This window comes from Kineococcus halophytocola (assembly GCF_041276425.1).
Taxonomy (GTDB): domain Bacteria; phylum Actinomycetota; class Actinomycetes; order Actinomycetales; family Kineococcaceae; genus Kineococcus; species Kineococcus halophytocola.
The window spans coordinates 1-19,800 of record NZ_JBGFTU010000032.1 but is presented as its reverse complement, the minus strand read 5'-3'; the positions used below and the strand labels follow the sequence as shown (position 1 = coordinate 19,800).

Sequence of the window (19,800 nt, the reverse complement as noted above, 5' to 3'; positions counted from 1 at the left end):
TTTGACCACCGCACGAACAGAACCTAGGAGAGAACCCCACGTGGCCGAGATGTTCTACGACGACGACGCCGACCTGTCCAAGATCACCGGCAAGAAGGTGGCCGTCATCGGCTTCGGCAGCCAGGGCCACGCCCACGCGCTGTCGCTGCGCGACTCCGGCGTCGACGTCGTCGTCGGCCTGAAGGAGGGCTCCAAGAGCCGCGACAAGGCGCAGGAGCAGGGGCTGGCCGTGGCCACCCCGTTCGAGGCCGCGAAGGCCGCGGACGTGATCATGGTCCTCGTGCCGGACCACCTGCAGCGCGGTCTGTACGCCGAGGCGATCGAGCCGAACCTCACCGCCGGCAAGGCGCTGTTCTTCAGCCACGGCTTCAACATCCGCTTCGGCTACATCAAGCCCCCGGCCGACGTCGACGTCGTCATGGTCGCCCCCAAGGGCCCGGGCCACCTGGTGCGCCGCGAGTACGTCGACGGCCGCGGCGTCCCCGTGATCGTCGCCGTGGAGCAGGACGCCACCGGGAACGCGTGGGACCTGGCCCTGGCCTACGCCAAGGCGATCGGCGGCCTGCGCGCCGGCGGCATCAAGACGACCTTCACCGAGGAGACCGAGACCGACCTGTTCGGTGAGCAGGCCGTCCTGTGCGGTGGCGCCTCCGCGCTCGTCCAGACCGGGTTCGAGGTCCTCACCGAGGCCGGCTACCAGCCCGAGGTCGCCTACTTCGAGTGCCTGCACGAGCTCAAGCTCATCGTCGACCTCATGTACGAGGGTGGCATCGCCAAGCAGCGCTGGTCGGTCTCCGACACCGCCGAGTGGGGCGACTACATCTCCGGCCCCCGCGTCATCGACGCCTCGGTCAAGGAGCGCATGAAGGACGTCCTGAAGGACATCCAGGACGGCACCTTCGCCAAGAACTTCATCGAGGACCAGGACGCCGGCGCCCCGAAGTTCAAGGAGCTGCGCGCGAAGTCCGAGCAGCACCCGATCGAGGCCACCGGCCGTGAGCTGCGCAAGCTCATGGCGTGGGTGAAGTCCGACGACAGCGACTACGTCGAGGGTTCCGCCGCGCGCTGACCCCGAGGACGACGAGACCCCCGCACCGGGCTCCGGTGCGGGGGTCTCGTGCGTCGGCCCGACTGCGGGGTCAGCCCTTGAACGTGCGGGCGATCCCGACGACGCGGTTCGCGAGGTGGTCCAGGGCGGTGAACTCGACGTCGCCGAGGGGGATGTCGTTCCCGCCGCCGGTGACGTGGCTGACGCCGTAGGGGTTGCCGTCGACGAACTTCGACCCGTCGGTGTACCCGGGCGGGACGATGATGCCGCCGAAGTGGTAGATCGAGTTGTAGAGCGCGAGCAGCGTCGTCTCCTGGCCGCCGTGCGCGGTCTGGGAGGACGTGAAGCCGGCGTACACCTTGTCGGCGAGCTGGCCCTGGGCCCACTGCGGGCCGAGGGAGTCGATGAAGACCTTGAGCTGGCCGGCGATGTTGCCGTAACGGGTGGGGGAGCCGAACAGCACGGCGTCGGCCCAGACGATGTCGTCGGCGGTGACGCCCTCGGCGCCCCGCGACTCCTCCGCCTCGGCCTGCTGGGCGTCGGTGGCGGCCTTCTCGCCGCCGGTGGGCTGCCGGTCGACCTGGCGCAGGCGCACCTCGGCGCCGGCCTGCTCACCGGCGGCGGCGAGGCGCTCGGCCATCGCGCGGACCGTCCCGGTCGCGGAGTAGTAGACGATCGCGAGCTTCACATCGCTCACTGGGTCCTCCAGTTTCGTTGAACGTGCAAGGGCCTCTCCAACCTAGTCCTCTCCCGTCGCGAGCGCACTGCGGGCGTGGCATGTTGACCACCGGGCGAGCGGGAGGTGACAGGTGCGCACACGCCGGACGAGGGACGCGGTGACCGGGTGGGCGCTGCTCGCCCCGAGCCTGCTCGGGACGGTCGTCTTCCTCCTCGTCCCGGTCGGCGTCGCGCTGTGGCTGAGCCTGCAGCGCTGGGACCTGGTCTCACCGGCCCGCTGGGCGGGTCTGGACAACTACGCCACGGTCCTCAGCGACGCGGGCATCCGGCACTCCTTCGCCGTCACCCTCCTGTTCACCGTCCTCGTCATCCCCGTCCAGACGGCGCTGGGGTTGTTCGTCGCCGTGCTCCTCGCGCGCCGACTGCCGGGGTCCACGTTCTTCCGCGTCCTCTACGTCGTCCCGTGGGTCTGCGCCCCGCTCGTCGTCGGTCTGGTGTGGCGGTGGGTGTTCGACCCGTCGACGGGGGCCCTCAACGCCATCCTCGGCACGCGCGTGGAGTGGCTGACGAGCCACACGCTCGCGCTGCCCGCGGTCGCCTTCGTGACGGTCTGGACGCAGGTGGGGTACGTCGCCTTGTTCTTCCTCGCCGGTCTGGCGGGGATCCCGGCGCAACTGGCCGACGCCGCCCGCGTCGACGGGGCCGGACCGTGGCGGGTGTTCTGGAGCATCACCCTGCCGCTGCTGCGGCCCACGACGTCGTTCGTCCTCATCACCGGGATCATCTCCAGCTTCCAGGTGTTCGACACCGTCTACGCCATGACGGGCGGGGGCCCGGGCGGGGCGACCTCGCTGCTGGCCTACGAGATCTACTCCGAGGCCTTCACCGCCCTGCGGATGGGCCGGGCGGCCGCGATCGCGGTGGTCCTGACGGTCGTCCTCGTCGTCCTCACCCTCGCGCAGCGGTGGTGGTTCGGACGCCGCACCACCTACGAGGTGGCCTCGTGACCCGCCGAACCGCAGGCGTCGTCGGCACGTACCTCGTCCTGCTGGCCGGGGCCGTCCTCGCGCTCGGGCCCTACGTGCTGAGCCTGCTGACCTCCCTGAAGGAACCCGCGCAACTGGCCCGCCGGGCGACGCTCACGTGGCCCGCGCCGTGGACGGGGCAGAACTACGCCGACGTCCTGGGCGGCCAGTACACCCTCGTGCCGGCGCTCGTGGTGACGGTCCAGGTGGTCCTCGTGCTGCTCGTGGGTCAGCTCGTCTGCTCGGTCCTTGCCGCCTACGCCTTTGCGCGGGTGCCGTTCCCGGGGCGGCGGCTGCTGTTCGGCGGCTACCTCGCCACGATGATGGTGCCGCAGGTGGTCACGATCGTCCCGCTGTACGTGATGTTCGCCCAGGCGGGGCTGCGGAACACGTTCTGGGGCATCGTGCTGCCGACCTTGTTCGGGTCGCCGTTCGCGGTGTACCTGTTGCGCGAGCACTTCCGCGCCGTCCCGCAGGACCTCGAGGACGCGGCCCGCCTCGACGGCTGCGGCACCCTGCGGATCCTGCGGCACGTCGTCGTGCCGCTGTCCCGTCCGGTGCTGGCGACGCTCGCCGTCATCACCGTCGTCAGCCAGTGGAACAACTTCCTGTGGCCGCTCATCATCACGACCGGTCCGACGTGGCAGACCCTGACGGTCGCCACCGCCAACCTGCAGAGCCAGTACAACGGCAACTGGACGCTCGTCACCGCCGCGACGACCCTCGCCATGGCGCCGCTCGTCGTCCTGTTCCTGCTCGTCAACAAGCATGTCACGGAGTCCATCTCGCTCACCGGATTCCGCTGAGCCACGGGAGGAAGCGACATGAGCACTGTCACGAGGCGGAACCTGCTGCGCGGTGGACTGGCGGCGGGCCTCGGTACCGCGGCCCTGAGCGGCTGCTCCATCGCCGACGACGGGACCTCCAGCGGCGGGTCCTCCGGCAGCGGGACGACCGTGACCGTCCGGCTCTGGGACGACACCGTGCAGCCGGCCTACGAGAAGAGCTTCGAGGCGTTCCGGGCGAAGAACCCCGGCATCACGCCGAAGATCGAGATGGTCCCGTGGGCCAGCTACTGGGACAAGCTGCCCGCCGACGTGGCCGGCGGCACCCTGCCGGACGTCCTGTGGATCAACAGCTCCAACTTCGGCGTCTACGTCGACTCCGGCACGTTCCTCAACGTCGGCGAGGAGCTGTCCGACGCGGTCGGCGGGTGGCAGAAGACGGTGGTCGACCAGTACACGCGCAAGGGGTCGCTCTGGGGCGTCCCGCAGCTCTCGGACGCCATCGGGTTGTTCTACAACCGCCAGCTCGTCCAGGGCGCGGGTGTCGACCCGTCGAACCTCACGTGGAACCCCGCCGGGACCGGCGACACCTTCCTGCCGGCGGCGAAGGCGCTGACGCGCGCCGAGGGGGCCAGGACCCAGTACGGCTTCAACGCGGCCTACGACCTGCAGGCCATCTTCTACGACTTCGTCGGCTCCAACGGGGGCCGGTGGCAGGCCGACGACGACAGCTACGTCTTCGGCGACGACCCGAAGTCGGTGGAGGCCATGCGGTACGTCGTCGACCTCATCAACCGCGACGAGGTCTCGCCGTCGGCCGCCGACACGAACGACAACGGGGACTTCTCCCGCGACCAGTTCACCCAGGGGACCATGGCCCTGTTCCAGTCCGGCACCTACAACCTCAAGAACGTGGCCGACGGCGCCCAGTTCGACTGGGGCATCGCGCCGGGGCTGACGGGTCCGGCCGGCCGTGTCCTGGTCACCAACGGCATCGTGGCGGTGGGCAACGCGAAGACGAAGGACAAGGACGCCACTCTCAAGGTCCTGGAGTGGCTCGGAAGCGAGGAGGGTGCGGCGCCCATCGGCGCCGAGGGGGCGGCCTTCCCCGCCGTGACCGCGGCCCAGCAGACCTACCTCGACTACTGGAAGGGCCAGGGCGTCGACGTCCAGCCGTTCCTGGACGCCGCAGCCGCGACGGACGTCATGCCGGCCCCGCACGGGCCGCGGGCGCAGACCGGCCAGGCGGCGGCCGACGAGGTCCTCAAGGAGGTGTTCCTGGGCCGCGTCCCCGTGGCCGAGGGCATGAAGCAGGCCCAGGACGCGGCCAACGCGGCGATCCGCGGATGAGCGGGCGCACGAAGGGCGCGCACCAGCTCCCGACCAAGGACTGCGCCGTCTGCGGACGGACCATCACCTGGCGCAAGAAGTGGGAACGCGACTGGGACGGCGTCAAGTACTGCTCCGACGCCTGCCGCCGCCGGGCCAAGTCCTCCAGTGGTCTCGACGCGGACCTCGAGACCACCCTGCGGCGCCTGCTCGACGAACGAGGCCGGTCGAAGACGGTGTGCCCCAGCGAGGTCGCCCGGGCCGTCGGCGGCGAGGACTGGCGCGACCTCATGGAACCGGCGCGGTCGGCCGCGCGGCGGCTCGTCGCGGCGGGCGAGGCCGAGATCACCCAGGGTGGGCGCGTCGTCGACCCCTCGACCGCGAAGGGACCCATGCGGGTGCGCCTGCGCTGACGGGGAGGCGTAGCGTCCGGACGACCGGACCCGTCGCGCGTCAGGAGTTCCCATGCACATCGGTCTGCACGTCTCCGACTTCACCAACCCAGGCGGCCCCGCCACCCTGCGCGAGGACCTGGTCCGCGTCGTCACCGAGGCCGAGGAGTCCGGCTTCCGCTCCGTCAGCGTCATGGACCACCTCTGGCAGATCCCGCCCATCGGGGACGTCGAACGCGCGATGCTGGAGGCCTACACGACGCTCGGGTTCATCGCGGCCCGTACCGAACGGGTCGAGCTCCTCGCCTGGGTCACCGCCGTGACCTACCGGGAACCCGGCCTCTTGGCCAAGCTCGTCACGACCCTCGACGTCCTCTCCGGCGGGCGCGCTTGGCTCGGCATCGGCGCCGCCTGGTTCGAGCAGGAGGCCACCGGCCTCGGGCTGCCCTTCCCCCCGACGGCTGAACGCTTCGAGCGGCTCGAGGAGACCCTGCGGATCTGCCGGCAGATGTGGTCGGACTCGGAGGAACCCTTCACCGGGACGCACTACACGCTGGGGCGCACTCTGAACAGCCCGCCGGTGCTGCGCCGCCCGCACCCGCCGATCCTCATCGGCGGTGGGGGAGAGCGGAAGACCCTGCGCCTGGTCGCCCAGTACGGCGACGCCTGCAACCTCTTCGGCATGGACGACGTCGCGCACAAGCTCGACGTCCTCAAGCGGCACTGCGAGGAGGTCGGCCGCGACTACGACGAGATCGAGAGGACCGTCATGGACGTCGCCGACCCGGCCGACGTCGACGCGTTCGTCGAGAAGTGCCGCGGGTTCGCCGCGCTCGGCGTGACCCACGTCCACGGCGGTTTCCGGGGGTACTACGAACCCGGCAGCGTCCGCCGGTTCGGTGAGCAGGTCGTCCCGCGGCTGGCCGAGCTCGGCGCCTGAGTCAGGCCCAGCGGCTGCGGGGGACCGGCAGGCCCAGGTTGCCCCGCAGCGTCGCCGACCGCAGTTCCGGGGCCAGCACACCGCGGCGCACGAGCAGCGGCACGACCTGCTCGGCGAACTCCTCAACCCCCTGCGGTACGGAGGAGAAGGCGAGCGTGAACCCGTCCGCCGCACCGGAGGTGAACCGCTGGGTCATTCAGTCGGCCACCTCCTCGGGGGTCCCCGGCAGGAACCGCCGTCGCAGCATGACGCGGTACAGCTCGCGCAGCGTGAACCGGTCGCGGTCCACCAGCTTCCGGATCCCCTCGTACACGGTCTGGACCTGGTTCGAGCCGCCCGCGAAGTCGAACCGGAACTCCTCGTCGAGCGGTCGGTCGGACAGGTCCACGCCGAGGTGGTGCGACAGCCAGTCCAGGCTCAGCCGGTCCGGGGTCAGGGCCTCGATCTCGTCCACCCGTTCACGCGCCTGCGCGGTCGTGGCGCCGAGGACGGGGGAGAGGGCCGGCAGGACCAGCAGGTCGGACCGCGCGCGGCCGGCCGCGACGGCGCGGGACTTGTAGTCCTCGTACAGACGTTGCGCGCCGGGCAGCGGGGCCGACCCGGGGACGAAGACCGCCTCGGCGTGCCGTCCCGCCAGCCGTCGGCCGTCCTCGGAGGACCCGGCCTGGAACAGCACGGGCCGCCCCTGGGGTGGCCGGGGCAGGTTCAGGGGACCACGCACGCGGAAGAACTCGCCCTCGTGGTCGAGCACGTGCATCCCGGCCGGGTCGGCGTACCGGCCGCTCGCCACGTCCGGGGCCACGGCCCCGTCGTCCCAGCTGTCCCACAACCCGTGGACGACCTCGACGAACTCCGCGCCGCGGCGGTACCGGGCCGCGTGGTCGAGGTTGCGGTCCAGGCCGAAGTTGCGCGCCTCCTCGTCGCTCGCGGACGTCACGAGGTTCCAGCCCGCGCGGCCGGAGCTGAGGAAGTCCAGGGACCCGACCTGGCGAGCGGTGTGGAACGGCTCGTTGTACGTGGTGGAGACCGTCGCGACGAGACCGATCCGTTCGGTGCACCGCGTCAGCGCGCCGAGCAGTCCGAAGGGCTCTGGGCGCAGGTTCGCGACGTGCTCGACCCCCGACGGGAACCGGTCCCACACGTAGAGCTCGTCGGCGTAGAAGACCGCGGCGAACCCGGCCCGCTCCGCGGTCCGGGCGAAGTCCTCGTAGTAGCCGACCGAGAGGTAGTCGGCGGGCCGGCCGCCCGGCAGCCGCCAGCTCGTGAGGTGCTCGCCGCCGGGGTAGAAGAGCATCGCCGTGAGGATCACGCCGCCGCACGCTACCCCGATCGTGTGAAGCGCTTGACAGCCCGGGCCGCGGTGCTCTCCACTGGAGGGGCCATCCAGAGCGGCCGAGAGACCTGGCTCGTCGACGCCGCAGCAACCGCCCCGCCGGGGTCGGTGCTCCCGCCAGGACCGATGGGAGAGGACCACCGATGGAGCACGCACCGCTGACGCGGCGTCTCGTGATCGACCTGCTGCGCAGCGCCGGGATGACCTGTCGGGCCTGACCGCCCCGACACCTCACCCGTCCTGCCCCCGGAAGGCCCTGCGATGCCGCACGTCCCCAGCACCCCCCTGTCCTTCGCCACCCGGCAGGTCCACGCCGGCACCGAACCCGATCCCGTCACGGGCGCCCGCGTCACCCCCGTCCACCTGACGGCAGGGTTCGTCTTCGACGACTTCGAGCAGGCCCGGGCCCGCTTCGCCGGGGAGGACGACGGGTTCGTCTACACCCGCATGGGCAACCCGACGACGGCCGCCGTCGAACGACGGCTCGCCGCCCTCGAGGGTGGGACGGACGCCCTGCTGCTCGGCACGGGGCAGGCCGCCCTCACGGTCGCCCTGCTCGGGGTCCTCGGGGCGGGGGACCACCTCGTGGCCGCCGCGGACCTCTACGAGGGGTCGCGCGGGTTGTTCCTGGAGAACTTCGCCCGGCTCGGGATCACCGTCGACTTCGCGGCCGGTCCCGAGGACTGGGAGCGGCTGGTGCGTCCCACGACGCGCGCGTTCTTCGCCGAGTCGATCGCCAACCCCAAGAACACGGTCCTCGACGTCCCGGCCGTCGCCGCCGTGGCCCACCGCCACGGCGTCCCGCTCGTCGTGGACAACACCTTCGCCACGCCGTACCTGCTGCGCCCGCTCGAGCACGGGGCCGACGTCGTCGTGCACTCCGCCAGCAAGTTCCTCGCCGGTCACGGCGCCGCCCTGGGGGGCGTGGTCGTCACGGGGGAGGGGTTCGACTGGTCGGGGTTCGAGCACCTCACCGCCCCGGTCGGCGTCCTCGGCGGGGTGAGCTGGGTCGACCGGTACGGGCCGCGGCGGGCCTACGTCGAGCACACCCGCGGTGTCGTCGCGTCCCGCCTGGGACCGGCCATCTCGCCGTTCAACGCGTTCCTCGTCCAGCAGGGCCTGGAGACGCTCTCGCTGCGGGTGGCCCGCCAGAGCGCCACGGCCGAACTCCTGGCCCGCTGGCTGCTGGAGCGTCCCGAGGTCGTGTCCGTCGACCACGCGGCCCTGCCCGACCACCCGTCCCACGCCGTCGCGCAGCGTCTGCTGCCGCTCGGCACCGGGGCGGTCCTGTCCGTCACGCTCGCCGGCGGACGGACTGCAGCACAACGGTTCGTGGACGCCGTGCAGCTGTTCACGCGGATGACCCACGTGGGGGACGTATGCTCGCTCGTCATCCACCCGGCCAGCACCACGCACGCGCACCGCACCGAGGCCGAACGGCTCGAGACGGGGATCTGGCCCGGGCTGCTGCGCCTGTCGATCGGCCTGGAGGAACCCGCCGACCTCCTCGCCGACCTCGAACTGGCCCTGGCCGCCACGCGCGAGCCCGCCCTGGTGGAGGTGGGGTCCTGATGGGCCGGCTGCAGCACTTCGGGTACTTCTTCTCCCGGGGCTTCGGCCCGCAGGGCTGGGGCCGGGACTACCAGGCGTGGAACGACGACTGGACGCGCCCGGACCTGTACGCCCACGCCGTCCGCGACCTCGAACGCGCCGGGTTCGACCTCGTCGTGGTCGAAGATGCCGTCTCGCTGGGGAACCCGGCCACGCTCGACCTGCGGGTGCGCGCGGCGTACGGCGGCCCGAAGCACGACCCGCTCCTGCTCGCGCCGTACCTGTTCGCCGCGACCACCCACCTCGGGGTCGTCCCCACGGTCAACGCCGGGATCACCCCGCCCTACCTCGCCGCGCGGCAGGCCGCCACGCTGCAGCACCTCTCGGGCGACCGGTTCGGGCTGAACCTCGTCACCGACGTGGGCAGTGCCCGGCACGTCGGGCGCGAACCCGTCGCCCACGACCTCGCGTACGACCGGGCGGAGGAGTGGATCGACGTCGTCCGCCGGTTGTGGCACAGCTGGGACGACGGCGCCCTCGTCGCCGACCCCGTCACGGGGCGGTTCGCCGACGGGTCGCGCATCGACGCCTTCCAGCACCGCGGCGAGCACTTCGCCCTCGACGGTCCCCTCAACGCGCTGCCCTTCGCCGGCGGAGAACCCGTGCTGGTCTCCCCCGGGGGTTCGCCGCGCGGGCTGGCTTTCGCAGGAACGCGCTCGGACGTCCAGCTCGCCCTCGCCCCCCTCGACGTCGCGCAGGTTCGCGCCTACCGCTCCCAGGTCCTGGACGCCGCCGCGGCGGCAGGGCGCAAGGCCGACGACCTCCGGGTGCTGTTCGTCGTCAAACCCGAGCTGGTGAGCAGCCGGGAGGAGGCCGACCGGGTCGTCGCGGCGTCCCGCACGCCGTCGGAGGCGGTGCTGCGTGAGGTGGCGCTGCACTGGTCCAGCGACCTCGAGACCGACCTCACGGTGCTCCCGCTGGACCGGCCGCTGGACCCCGCTGTGTTCGGGGACCACGTCTCGCGGGGCACGATCGCCGCGCTGCGAGGCGGGACGCCCGACGCACCGTTGCGCGAACTCCTGGCGCACAAGGCCCGCAAGGGACGGCTCGCCGACCGCAGCGGTCTGGTCGGGACCGCCGAGGAGTTCGCCGACCTCGTCGAGGAGTTCGGCGAGGACGCCGGCAACGACGGGTTCCTGCTCTCCGGTGACCTGCACCCCGTGACGCTGCACCGGTTCCTCGACGACCTCGTCCCCGTCCTGCGCCGGCGCGGGGTCCTGCGCACCGGGTACGGCGGGGGAGGCCTGCGCGGCAACCTGTTCGATTTCTGAGCGTTCAGCCGGCCAGGAATTCCCGGACCCGCCGGCGCAACCGGTCGAGGTCGGCCGCGGTCCGCGCGGGGTCGCCCGGGTGCTCCAGCGAGTGGTCGGCCCCGTCGAGCTCGAGGACCTCCCGGTCGCTCTCGTGCGCCAGCGTCCGGTCCCACGTCGGGTCGCCCGTCCCGCCGACCAGCAGGGTCCGCGGGTGCGAGCGGGCCGCGGCCAGGCCCACCTCGGGGTGGTCCAGCAACGGCGTCAGCCAGATCCCCGCCACCCCGCGGTCGGCTGCGACCGGCAGCGCCAGCGTCGTGAGGGACTTCGCCACGACCAGGCACGGGCGCAGGTCGTCGAGGAGGAACCGGGCGAGCGCGGGAACGTCCTCGGGGGCGGGGGGACCCTCGGTCCAGGACAGCGCCAGGACCCGCCGGCCGGCGGCCACGAGCTCGTCGCGGACCGCCCGCAGGACGGGCCGGTCCACGTCGTAGCCGCGCCCCGGCAGCACCAGTGCGGGTGCCCCCGGGGCAGCGCCTGCCGGTGGGCCCTCCTCGACGACGCGCACGGGTCCTCAGCTCGGGTCGGCGCCCAGCACGACCTCGAACTCCAGCAGCGAGGCGCCGGTGGCCACCGGCCGCTGCCGCTCACCCGCGTGCGCCTCCCGGGCCCCGCCGCCGGACCAGGCCTGGAACGCCTCCTCGGTCTCCCACTTCGTGTAGACGAAGTAGCGGGTCTCCCCGGCGACGGGGCGCAGCAGCTCGAACCCGAGGAACCCCGGGGTGCCCTCCACGGCCCCCATCCGGTGCGCGAAGCGGCGTTCCAGCTCCGCCCCGGACCCCTCGGGCACCTCGATCGCGTTGATCTTCACCACAGCCATGGGGGCAGGATCCCAGGATCAGTCCGCGATCGCGGCCACCGGGGGTGTCCGCGCCGCCCGCCGGGCCGGCAGCACCGAGGCCAGGACCCCCGCCGCCGCCGCGACCACGACGATGCCGGCGACCTGCAGCCAGGGCACGGTGAGCTGGACGGGGGTCTCGCGGACGAGCACGGACGTCGTGCCGGCCAGGCCGTAACCGGTCCCCAGCGCGACGCCGAGAACGGCGGCGACCCCGGCCACCAGCAGCGCCTCCCAGGCCAGCAGCGCCCGCAGTTGCCGGCGGGTCAGCCCCAGCGCCCGCAGCAGCCCGGACTCCTGGCGCCGCTCCACGACCGACAGCGCCAGGGTGTTGCCGACCCCGATGAGGGCGATGAGCACCGCCACCGCGAGCAGCCCCGTGACGACCAGGAGCATCGTCGTGAGCACCTCGTCCAGGGAGCCGCGCACCGAGGCGATGCCCGACACCTCGCTGGCGGGCAGCACGCGGGCCAGCGCCTCGGCGATGTCGTCCGTGGCCGCCGCCTGGGTCTTCGTGTCGCCGTCGACGAGGCGGATCCACGCGCCCGTCGGGGCGAGGGAGGGGGCGAGGCGGCGCGCGTCGGCCACGGTGACGGTGGGGCCCGCCGAGGAGTCCGGGGCCACCCGCACCTGCAGGGGCACGCCCGGCCCGGTGCCGAGGCCGGTGCTCGCCTCGACCACCTGCAACGTCAGCGCGCTGCCGTCGGCGGTCCCCGTGGCGTCGGCCAGCCGCTGCGGCACGACGACCGACCCGTCCCGCGGCAGCGGGGTCCGACCCTGCGAGCGGACGACCCCCGCGGCTTCGGCCGGGTCCACCGCGGTCAGCGTCGTGGACAGCGCGCCGTCCGTGGTCGTGACGTCGAGGGAGGCCGTGAGCGCGAGCGCGGTGACGTGCCCCGTGTCCCGGACGGCGGCCACCGCCGCGCCGCCCACCGGGTCGGGGGAGGTGACGACCACGTCCGTCGGGTAGCTCGCGTCGATGCCGGCCGCGGCCGAGGACCGCGTCGAGGCGGCCCCGACGACCATCGCCGTCGTGAGCGTGACCCCGATGACGAGCGCCGTGGCCGTCGCCGCCGTCCGGCGCGGGTTGCGCACGGCGTTGCCCGCGGCCAGCCGCGCCGGGACCCCGCCGACGCGCCGGAAGGGCCACCCCGCCAGCGCCACCGCCGCGGGCACGAGGCGCTGGGCGAGCAGCAGGACCCCGAGGAAGCTCAGGGCGCCCGCGCCGACGGCCGGCAGCAGGTCGCCCCGGCGGGCGAACAGGACGAGCGCCGCGGTGGCGGGCAGCGCCAGCACGAGCCCGGCGAGGAGCCGCAGCAGGCCGGCCCGCGAACCGACCGGGACCGCCGCGACCGGCCGCAGGGCGGCCAGCGGCGCCACGCGGGTCGCGGCGCGCGCCGGGGCGGCGGCCGCGACGACCGTCACCACCGTGCCGAGCACGAGCCCGGCGGCGACCGCGGTCGGCGGGACGACGACGTCCCCCAGGGGGATCGGGGAGTCCACCCGCCCGGCGACCGCCGCGACCGCGGCGGCCAGCCCGCTACCCGCGAGCACCCCTGCGGCCGAGGCCAGCAGGCCGACGGCGGCGGCCTCGAGCAGGACGCTGCGGCCGACCTGCCCGCGGTCGGCCCCGACGCAGCGCAGCAGCGCCAGCTCCCGCGTCCGATGGGCCAGCAGGACGGCGAAGGTGTTGGCGATGACGAGCCCGGCCACCAGCACGGCGACCGCGCCGAAGACGAGCAGGACCGACGTCAGCGACGCGGCGTCACCCGTGAAGGAGTCCGCGACCTCCTGCGCCGCAGCGGTTCCGGCGAGCACGCGGACCGGCCGGCCGGACGCCGCGGCGCTCACCGCCGCGAGCACGTCCTGGCCCGGGGAGGCCGCGACCCGCAGCCGGTCGACCGTCGTCGCGCCCCAGGCGACGACGGTGGCCTCGGGGGCGAAGACCCTGGGGTTCAGGCCGGCGCTCGGGTCGCCGGCCAGGTCGACGGTGCCGACGACGGTGACGTCCTGGGTCACCGGGTCCGGAGCGGGGTCGCCGACGCCGCCCGCCGGGTAGCTCGTCACGGTCACGGTGGTTCCCGGCGGGACGTCGAGGCGGTCCGAGACCGCGACCTCACCGGCGCTCGCGGGCAGGCGGCCGGCCGCCACCCGCTCCCAGCGCAGGGTCCCCTCGGGGCTCAGCGCGGACACCTTCGCCGTGGTGGCACCGGAGCGGCCGGGCAGGCGCACCGCGACGTACGTGGAACGGTCGGCCGCGACCGAGGTCACCCCGGGCAGGCCGGCGAGGCGGTCGCGCAGGGCGGGCAGCGGATCGGCCTCCTGCGTCCCCTCGCCGGTCCCGTCGGGCTGGACGACGGCGGCGCTGGACACGTACTGCGCACCGGTGGACTGCAGCACACCGTTCTTCGCGGTCGCGTCGAGGGACAGGGTCGCCACGACGAAACCCACCGCGATGACGATCGCGAGGCAGGAGGCGGCGACGCGCGCGCCGTGGGCGCGCAGCTGGGCCAGGGTCACCCGGAGCACGGTTCAGGCCCCCAGGTCGCGCAGCGCGTCGAGGACGGCGTCGGGTGTGGGGTTCGCCAGGCCCCCGGCGATCCGCCCGTCGGCCAGGAGCACGACGCGGTCGGCGTAGCTCGCGGCGACGGGGTCGTGCGTCACCATGACGACCGTCTGCCCCACCTCCCGCACGCTGCCGCGCAGCAGGCTCAGCACCTCCGCGCCGGATCGGGAGTCCAGGTTCCCCGTGGGTTCGTCGGCGAAGACGACGTCGGGGCGGGGCAGCAGGGCCCGCGCGACCGCGACGCGCTGCTGCTGGCCGCCGGAGAGCTCGTGCGGGCGGTGGTGCAGCCGCCCGGTCAGGCCCAGTCGGCGCACGACGTCGTCGAACCACGCGGGGTCGGGGGAGCGCCCGGCCAGCCGCAGCGGCAGCAGGACGTTCTCGGTGGCGTCCAGGACCGGGAGCAGGTTGAAGCTCTGGAACACGAAACCCACGCGCTCGCGGCGCAACCGCGTCAGGTCCGCGTCGCGCAGCGCGGTGAGTTCGGTGTCCCCGAGGAACACCCGTCCGGCGTCGGCGGTGTCCAGGCCGGCCAGGCAGTGCATGAGCGTGGACTTGCCCGACCCCGAGGGGCCCATGATGGCGGTGAACTCCCCGCGGGCGAACTCCACGTCGACCCCGGCGAGGGCGTGCACGACGGCGTCCCCCCGGCCGTACGTCCTGCGCAGCCCCTCGGCCCGCACCGCGGGCCGGGCGGCCTGCAGCACCGTCGTCGCCCCGCCCGGCTCGATGGATTCGGACACGTCGTTCCCCCTGTCTCGCAGACGTTCGCAACACCTGCGAACGTCCACGAAACTAGGGGGCCGGAACCGTCCGGTCGTCGGGTCCAGAGCTGATCCCGCGGTGCCCGCCCGTCATCCCCCGGGTGGACGCCCCGAGGTCGAGGGGGCGGTCACAGGCGGACGCGGTGCGTCCCGGGCAGGCGGTGGGTGCCGGCCGGGACGGACGTGCCCTCCGCGCCGGCCCAGCCGACCGTGACGCCGCGGACCGAGGCCGACAGCAACCGGGTCGCCCGGGTTCCGCACACGCCGATCCGGCTCGGCGTCGGCAGGGTGAAGGCCACGCTGACGCGCGCGCTGTCGGCGTCCAGGCGCGTGAACCCGGAGACGTCGGCGGGACCGGCGAGGTGGGAGGGTTCGGTGACGACGGGCACGGAGGCCACCCGCGGCAGCACCTTCCCGGCGCACTTCACGACGACGTCGACCTTCGTGCCGCGCGTCTCGACGAGCGAGGCGACCGGTTCCTCGCACGACTCCGACCAGGCCGGGTCCCCGGGCTCGCACGAGGGGACACCGCCGAGCGCGGAGAAACCCGTCAGGGTCAGGGTCACGGTCCCGTACCCGCACAGCGCGGAGCTCCAGCCGGCGAAGCAGTCGTCGGTCATCGGCCGGGTCTGCGCCGGGGCGTGCAGCTCCAGCGTGGCGGCGCGGGCGGACAGGTGCGCCCCACCCGTCGCGGCCGAGGCCGGGTCGGCGCCGAGCAGGCCGGCGGTGGTCAGTGCCAGCAGGGCCGGCACGGTGGTCAGGACGCGCGCCAGCGCACGGCGGTGAAACATCTGAGACCCCCCTCAGTGGCCGCGGACCTCGCGACCGTCACACATCGTGCCTTAGATGTGACGCGGAGGTGATGCGTTTGCGGCAACCGGTCACCGTGCGTCGCGAAGGACCTCACCCGGTTGGACCAACCCGGCCGAGAAGGCCAGGACGACGGCCTGCACGCGGTCCCGCGAGCGCGTCTTGGCCAGCACCCGCCCGACGTGCGTCTTCACCGTGGCCTCCGAGACGACGAAGCGCGTTGCGATCTCGGAGTTCGTCAGCCCGTGGGCCATGCACTCCAGCACCTCCAGCTCGCGCGGGGTGAGGTCGGGCGGCAGACCCGGCGCGGCACCGGCCGACGTCGCCGCCCCCGCCCGCAGCAACGGCCCGACGTGCTGCAGCAGCCGCCGCGTCGAACTGGCCGCGATGACCGCGTCCCCGGCGTGGACCGTGCGCACGGCGGCCAGCAGCTCCTCCGGCGGGGCGTCCTTGAGCAGGAACCCGCTGGCCCCCGCGCCGATCGCGGACACGACGTACTCGTCGAGGTCGAACGTGGTGAGCACCACCACCTTCGGCCCGTCCTCACCGAGGCGGCCGGTGATCTGCCGCGTCGCCTCGATGCCGTCCAGGCCGGGCATGCGCACGTCCATGAGCACGACGTCGGCCGGGGTGGAGGTCACGACGCGCACGGCGTCGGCGCCGTCGGAGGCCTCCGCGACGACCGTCAGGTCCGGTTGGGAGTCGATGACCATGCGGAAACCCGCCCGCACGAGCTGCTGGTCGTCGACGAGGACGACCCGGACGGGGTTCTCGGGAGCACTCACCTCGGGAACGGTCACCTCGGGCTCTGTCACGTCAGGAACTGTAGGGAAGCCTCGCGCGCACGGAGAAACCCCCTCCGGGCCGCGGGCCGCTCACCACCGACCCGCCGTGCAGCCGGGCGCGCTCGGCCATGCCGACCAGCCCCTGCCCACCGGGGCTCGGCTGGACCATCGACGCCGCCCCGCGCCCGTCGTCCTCGACGCTCATCCGCAGGGCGTCCGCCTCCCAGCGGACCTCCACGCGCGTGCGCGCCCGGGGGCCGGCGTGCTTGAGGACGTTCGTCAGCGACTCCTGCACGATCCGGTAGGCCGCCAGGCCCATCGCCGGCGGCAGGTCGCGGACCTCGCCGCGGACCTCGGCCGTGACCTCCAGGCCGCTGGCCCGGACCTGGTCCACGAGGTCGCCGATCATCGTCGCGTCCGGCTGCGGGGCGCGGTCCTCGCCCGGCCCGGTGCGCAGCACCCCGAGCAGGTTGCGCATGTCCGTCAGCGCCTGCCGGCCCGTCCCGGAGATCGTCTCCAGCACCTGGGCGGCCACCGCGGGGTCGGCCTTCGCCGCGTACCGCCCGCCGTCGGCCTGGGCGATGATGACCGACAGGGAGTGCGCCACGACGTCGTGCATCTCCCGGGCGATGCGCTGGCGCTCGGCCGTGGTCGCCAGCCGCGACTCGTTCTCCCGCTCGTTCTCCAGCAGCCGCGCCCGTTCGACGAGGGCCAGCTCGTTCTGCCGCTGGGCCCGGCGCAGGCTGCCCAGGGCCCAGCTCGCCACGACCGAGAACGCGATGAGCGCCGCGAGGACCACGACCGCGCCCCACCCGGTGTCGGCGAAGAAGCGCACCGAGCACAGCAGCGCGCCGGCCAGCCCCAACAGCAGGCCACCGCGGGAGGCCCAGCGCCGGCCGTAGCCGGCGAGGGCGTAGACCGCCATGAGGACGCCGACGTTGCCGAAGGACGGGGTCGACAGCGTCAGCTGCGCGAGCCCGAAGAGGGCGATGAGCCCGCCGCACACCTCCGGGAACCGGCGGCGCACCGCCAGCGGCAGCGTCATCCCGGCCGCGACGACCACCCCGCGCAGGGACAGGTCCGTCACGGTCGCCAGGAGGCTGAGCCCGGCCAGGGCCAGGGCGAGGAGGGCGTCGATGAGGACGGAGTTCGCGCGCGTCCAGGCCACCACCGCGTCGAAGACGGTGCGCCCGGGGTTCTCCTCCTGCACCGCCTCAGCGTAGGAGGGGGTCGTCGGCCGGTCGTCGTCCCCGGGGACGAGGTCGGGGGTCCGACCACGGGGGGACGGCGGGGCCGGGTGCTCCGATAACCTCCGGCGCATGGCGGACACCGTGCGACTCGCAGTCATCCCCGGCGACGGCATCGGCCAGGAGGTGACCGCCGAGGCGCTCAAGGTCCTGTCCGCGGTGCTGGAGGGGTCCGGCACGACCGTCGCGACCACCGAGTACGACCTCGGCGCGCGCCTGTACCACCGGACCGGGGAGACGCTGCCCGACAGCGTCCTGGAGGAGGTCCGCGGGCACGACGCGATCCTGCTCGGCGCCGTCGGCGACCCCAGCGTCCCCAGCGGCGTCCTCGAGCGCGGGCTGCTGCTGAAGCTGCGCTTCGCCCTGGACCACTACGTGAACCTGCGGCCCTCCACGCTGTTCCCCGGGGTCCCCACGCCGCTGGCCGACCCGGGTGAGATCGACTTCGTCGTCGTGCGCGAGGGCACCGAGGGGCCCTACGTCGGCAACGGCGGCGCGCTGCGCGTCGGCACCCCCCACGAGATCGCCACCGAGGTCAGCGTCAACACCGCGTTCGGCGTCGAGCGCGTCGTCCGCGACGCCTTCGCCCGCGCGGCCGCACGACCGCGCAAGAAGCTGACCCTCGTGCACAAGCACAACGTCCTCGTGCACGCCGGTCACCTGTGGCGGCGCACCGTCGAAGCCGTCGGCGCGGAGTTCGGCGACGTCACCGTCGACTACCTCCACGTCGACGCCGCCACGATCTTCCTCGTGACCGACCCGGCGCGGTTCGACGTCATCGTCACCGACAACCTCTTCGGCGACATCCTCACCGACCTCGCCGCGGCCGTGACCGGCGGCATCGGGCTGGCCGCCTCGGGCAACGTCAACCCCGACCGGACCGCGCCGAGCATGTTCGAACCCGTGCACGGCTCGGCCCCCGACATCGCCGGCCAGCAGCTCGCCGACCCCACCGCCGCCGTGCTGTCCGTCGCGCTGCTGCTCGAGCACCTCGGGCACGCCGCTGCCGCGCGCCGCGTCGAGGCCGCCGTGAGCGCCGACCTCGCGCGCCGCGCCGCCGGGCAGGTCGGGCCGCGCCCGACCGCCGGGATCGGTGACGCCCTGGCCGCCGCCGTCGTCTGAGGTCCGGCCCCGCCGCCCCGCGGGGTACCGTCGAACCACCCGTCCCGCACCCCGAGGAGTCCGCATGACCGCCACCCCGACGACCGGACCGACCGCCGGGTTGACGTTCCCCGTGACGCCGTCGGCCGTGCCGGTCCCCGAGCAGCGCCGCGCCGAGATCCTCGCCGCCCCGGGGTTCGGGAAGTTCTTCACCGACCACATGGCGGTGGCGACCTGGACCCGCGAGCAGGGGTGGCACGCCGCCGCCGTCGTCCCCTACGGGCCGTTGCAGCTGGACCCGGCCGCGGCCGTCCTGCACTACGCCCAGGAGATCTTCGAAGGGCTCAAGGCCTACCGGCACGCCGACGGCAGCGTCTGGACGTTCCGCCCCGAGGCCAACGCGGCCCGCATGGCCCGCTCCGCGCGCCGGCTCGCGCTGCCCGAGGTGGACGAGGCGACGTTCCTGGAGGCGATCACCCAGCTCGTGCGCACCGACGAGGCGTGGGTTCCCACCGGCGGGGAGTCCTCCCTGTACCTGCGCCCGTTCATGGTCGCGACCGAGGCGTTCCTCGGGGTCCGCGCCGCGCACGAGGTGAAGTTCCTCGTCATCGCCTCCCCGGCCGGTTCCTACTTCACCGGTGGCGTCAAGCCCGTCTCGATCTGGCTGTCGCAGAACTACACCCGCGCCGCCCTCGGCGGGACGGGCTCGGCCAAGTGCGGCGGGAACTACGCCGCCAGCCTCGCCGCCCAGGACGAGGCGTCGGCCAACGGCTGCGACCAGGTCTGCTTCCTCGACGCCACCGAGCACACGTACGTCGAGGAACTCGGCGGGATGAACCTCTACTTCGTCCACGACGACGGCTCGATCGTGACCCCCGAACTCACCGGGACGATCCTGGAGGGCATCACCCGCGACTCCATCATCGACCTGGCCAAGGACCTCGGCCACGAGGTGACCGAGCGCCGCGTGAGCATCGACGAGTGGCGCGAGGGCGTCGCCTCCGGCCGGATCACCGAGGTGTTCGCCTGCGGGACGGCGGCCGCCGTCACCCCCGTCGGCAGGCTCGTCTCGCCCGACGGTGAACTGTCCCACGGCACCGGCGCGGCCGGTGAGGTGACGATGACGATCCGGAACACGCTGCTGGACATCCAGTACGGCCGCGCCGAGGACACCCACGGCTGGCTCCACCGCCTCGTCTGACCGCCCGCCCCGTTCGGTGTCGTTGAGGCGCACACGCGGG

Annotated in this window: 20 protein-coding genes and 1 riboswitch; of the genes, 10 read left to right on the top strand and 10 right to left on the bottom strand. The window is 73.6% G+C overall.

Going from position 1 to position 19,800, the window contains the following annotated elements; translation table 11 throughout:
• Positions 1 to 40: 40 nt before the first annotated feature.
• Positions 41 to 1,069 carry a ketol-acid reductoisomerase gene (gene ilvC / locus AB2L27_RS19230; protein WP_370443106.1) on the top strand — a complete coding sequence of 343 codons (1,029 nt, stop codon included), beginning with the start codon at positions 41 to 43 and terminating at the stop codon, positions 1,067 to 1,069.
• Between the two features lie 70 nt (positions 1,070 to 1,139).
• On the opposite strand, the gene AB2L27_RS19225 is transcribed toward ilvC, so the two are convergent.
• Positions 1,140 to 1,745, bottom strand: a complete 606-nt coding sequence (locus tag AB2L27_RS19225) for a flavodoxin family protein (protein WP_370443105.1) — start codon at positions 1,743 to 1,745, stop codon at positions 1,140 to 1,142.
• A gap of 139 nt (positions 1,746 to 1,884) precedes the next feature.
• Between AB2L27_RS19225 and AB2L27_RS19220 the strand changes: the two genes are divergently transcribed.
• From AB2L27_RS19220 to AB2L27_RS19200, 5 genes are read left to right on the top strand one after another with little or no spacing between them, the layout of a single operon-like run.
• The gene (locus tag AB2L27_RS19220) at positions 1,885 to 2,733 is read left to right on the top strand and encodes a carbohydrate ABC transporter permease (RefSeq protein ID WP_370443104.1); all 849 of its coding nucleotides are present in this window, start codon (positions 1,885 to 1,887) and stop codon (positions 2,731 to 2,733) included.
• Positions 2,730 to 3,557, top strand: a complete 828-nt coding sequence (locus AB2L27_RS19215) for a carbohydrate ABC transporter permease (RefSeq protein WP_370443103.1) — start codon at positions 2,730 to 2,732, stop codon at positions 3,555 to 3,557. Before AB2L27_RS19220 ends, AB2L27_RS19215 begins: the two co-directional genes overlap by 4 nt.
• 18 nt (positions 3,558 to 3,575) lie before the next feature.
• A complete protein-coding gene (locus AB2L27_RS19210; RefSeq protein ID WP_370443102.1) occupies positions 3,576 to 4,886 on the top strand; it encodes an ABC transporter substrate-binding protein in 1,311 nt (436 codons plus the stop codon).
• Positions 4,883 to 5,278, top strand: coding sequence for a DUF3253 domain-containing protein (locus AB2L27_RS19205; protein WP_370443101.1), 396 nt, complete (start codon positions 4,883 to 4,885; stop codon positions 5,276 to 5,278). Before AB2L27_RS19210 ends, AB2L27_RS19205 begins: the two co-directional genes overlap by 4 nt.
• A gap of 52 nt (positions 5,279 to 5,330) precedes the next feature.
• Positions 5,331 to 6,197 carry an LLM class F420-dependent oxidoreductase gene (locus AB2L27_RS19200; RefSeq protein ID WP_370443100.1) on the top strand — a complete coding sequence of 289 codons (867 nt, stop codon included), beginning with the start codon at positions 5,331 to 5,333 and terminating at the stop codon, positions 6,195 to 6,197.
• 1 nt (position 6,198) lies between these two features.
• On the opposite strand, the gene AB2L27_RS19195 is transcribed toward AB2L27_RS19200, so the two are convergent.
• The gene (locus AB2L27_RS19195; RefSeq protein ID WP_370443099.1) at positions 6,199 to 6,393 is read right to left on the bottom strand and encodes a hypothetical protein; all 195 of its coding nucleotides are present in this window, start codon (positions 6,391 to 6,393) and stop codon (positions 6,199 to 6,201) included.
• Positions 6,394 to 7,506: an NtaA/DmoA family FMN-dependent monooxygenase gene (locus tag AB2L27_RS19190; protein WP_370443098.1), complete on the bottom strand. Its 1,113-nt coding sequence runs from the start codon at positions 7,504 to 7,506 to the stop codon at positions 6,394 to 6,396. It abuts the gene before it with no gap.
• Between the two features lie 67 nt (positions 7,507 to 7,573).
• Positions 7,574 to 7,680, top strand: a riboswitch (SAM riboswitch).
• 111 nt (positions 7,681 to 7,791) lie between these two features.
• Here AB2L27_RS19190 and AB2L27_RS19185 point away from each other — a divergent pair.
• Entirely contained in the window at positions 7,792 to 9,102 is a 1,311-nt protein-coding gene (locus AB2L27_RS19185) for an O-acetylhomoserine aminocarboxypropyltransferase/cysteine synthase family protein (RefSeq protein ID WP_370443097.1), read from the top strand.
• Positions 9,102 to 10,412 (top strand): LLM class flavin-dependent oxidoreductase, encoded by a 1,311-nt coding sequence (locus AB2L27_RS19180; protein WP_370443096.1) that lies wholly within the window; start codon positions 9,102 to 9,104, stop codon positions 10,410 to 10,412. Before AB2L27_RS19185 ends, AB2L27_RS19180 begins: the two co-directional genes overlap by 1 nt.
• A 4-nt stretch (positions 10,413 to 10,416) precedes the next feature.
• Here the strand turns inward: AB2L27_RS19180 and AB2L27_RS19175 are convergent, their stop codons facing one another.
• The 7 genes from AB2L27_RS19175 to AB2L27_RS19145 form a co-directional block, all read right to left on the bottom strand.
• Positions 10,417 to 10,959 (bottom strand): alpha/beta hydrolase, encoded by a 543-nt coding sequence (locus tag AB2L27_RS19175; RefSeq protein ID WP_370443095.1) that lies wholly within the window; start codon positions 10,957 to 10,959, stop codon positions 10,417 to 10,419.
• A 6-nt stretch (positions 10,960 to 10,965) separates the two neighbouring features.
• Positions 10,966 to 11,271 (bottom strand): antibiotic biosynthesis monooxygenase family protein, encoded by a 306-nt coding sequence (locus AB2L27_RS19170; RefSeq protein ID WP_370443094.1) that lies wholly within the window; start codon positions 11,269 to 11,271, stop codon positions 10,966 to 10,968.
• Between the two features lie 18 nt (positions 11,272 to 11,289).
• Positions 11,290 to 13,809 carry an FtsX-like permease family protein gene (locus AB2L27_RS19165; RefSeq protein ID WP_370443093.1) on the bottom strand — a complete coding sequence of 840 codons (2,520 nt, stop codon included), beginning with the start codon at positions 13,807 to 13,809 and terminating at the stop codon, positions 11,290 to 11,292.
• Positions 13,810 to 13,821: 12 nt separating this feature from the next.
• Positions 13,822 to 14,595: an ABC transporter ATP-binding protein gene (locus AB2L27_RS19160; protein ID WP_370443092.1), complete on the bottom strand. Its 774-nt coding sequence runs from the start codon at positions 14,593 to 14,595 to the stop codon at positions 13,822 to 13,824.
• 149 nt (positions 14,596 to 14,744) lie between these two features.
• Positions 14,745 to 15,407 (bottom strand): hypothetical protein, encoded by a 663-nt coding sequence (locus AB2L27_RS19155; RefSeq protein WP_370443091.1) that lies wholly within the window; start codon positions 15,405 to 15,407, stop codon positions 14,745 to 14,747.
• A 90-nt stretch (positions 15,408 to 15,497) separates the two neighbouring features.
• Positions 15,498 to 16,241, bottom strand: a complete 744-nt coding sequence (locus AB2L27_RS19150) for a response regulator transcription factor (protein WP_370443090.1) — start codon at positions 16,239 to 16,241, stop codon at positions 15,498 to 15,500.
• 1 nt (position 16,242) lies between these two features.
• On the bottom strand, positions 16,243 to 17,421 hold the full coding sequence (locus tag AB2L27_RS19145) for a sensor histidine kinase (RefSeq protein WP_370443089.1): 1,179 nt from the start codon (positions 17,419 to 17,421) through the stop codon (positions 16,243 to 16,245).
• Between the two features lie 109 nt (positions 17,422 to 17,530).
• Here AB2L27_RS19145 and AB2L27_RS19140 point away from each other — a divergent pair, with 109 nt between their 5' ends.
• Both AB2L27_RS19140 and AB2L27_RS19135 read left to right on the top strand, forming a co-directional pair.
• Positions 17,531 to 18,580: a 3-isopropylmalate dehydrogenase gene (locus AB2L27_RS19140; RefSeq protein ID WP_370443088.1), complete on the top strand. Its 1,050-nt coding sequence runs from the start codon at positions 17,531 to 17,533 to the stop codon at positions 18,578 to 18,580.
• 64 nt (positions 18,581 to 18,644) lie between these two features.
• Positions 18,645 to 19,760, top strand: a complete 1,116-nt coding sequence (locus tag AB2L27_RS19135) for a branched-chain amino acid aminotransferase (RefSeq protein WP_370443087.1) — start codon at positions 18,645 to 18,647, stop codon at positions 19,758 to 19,760.
• Positions 19,761 to 19,800 lie beyond the last annotated feature (40 nt).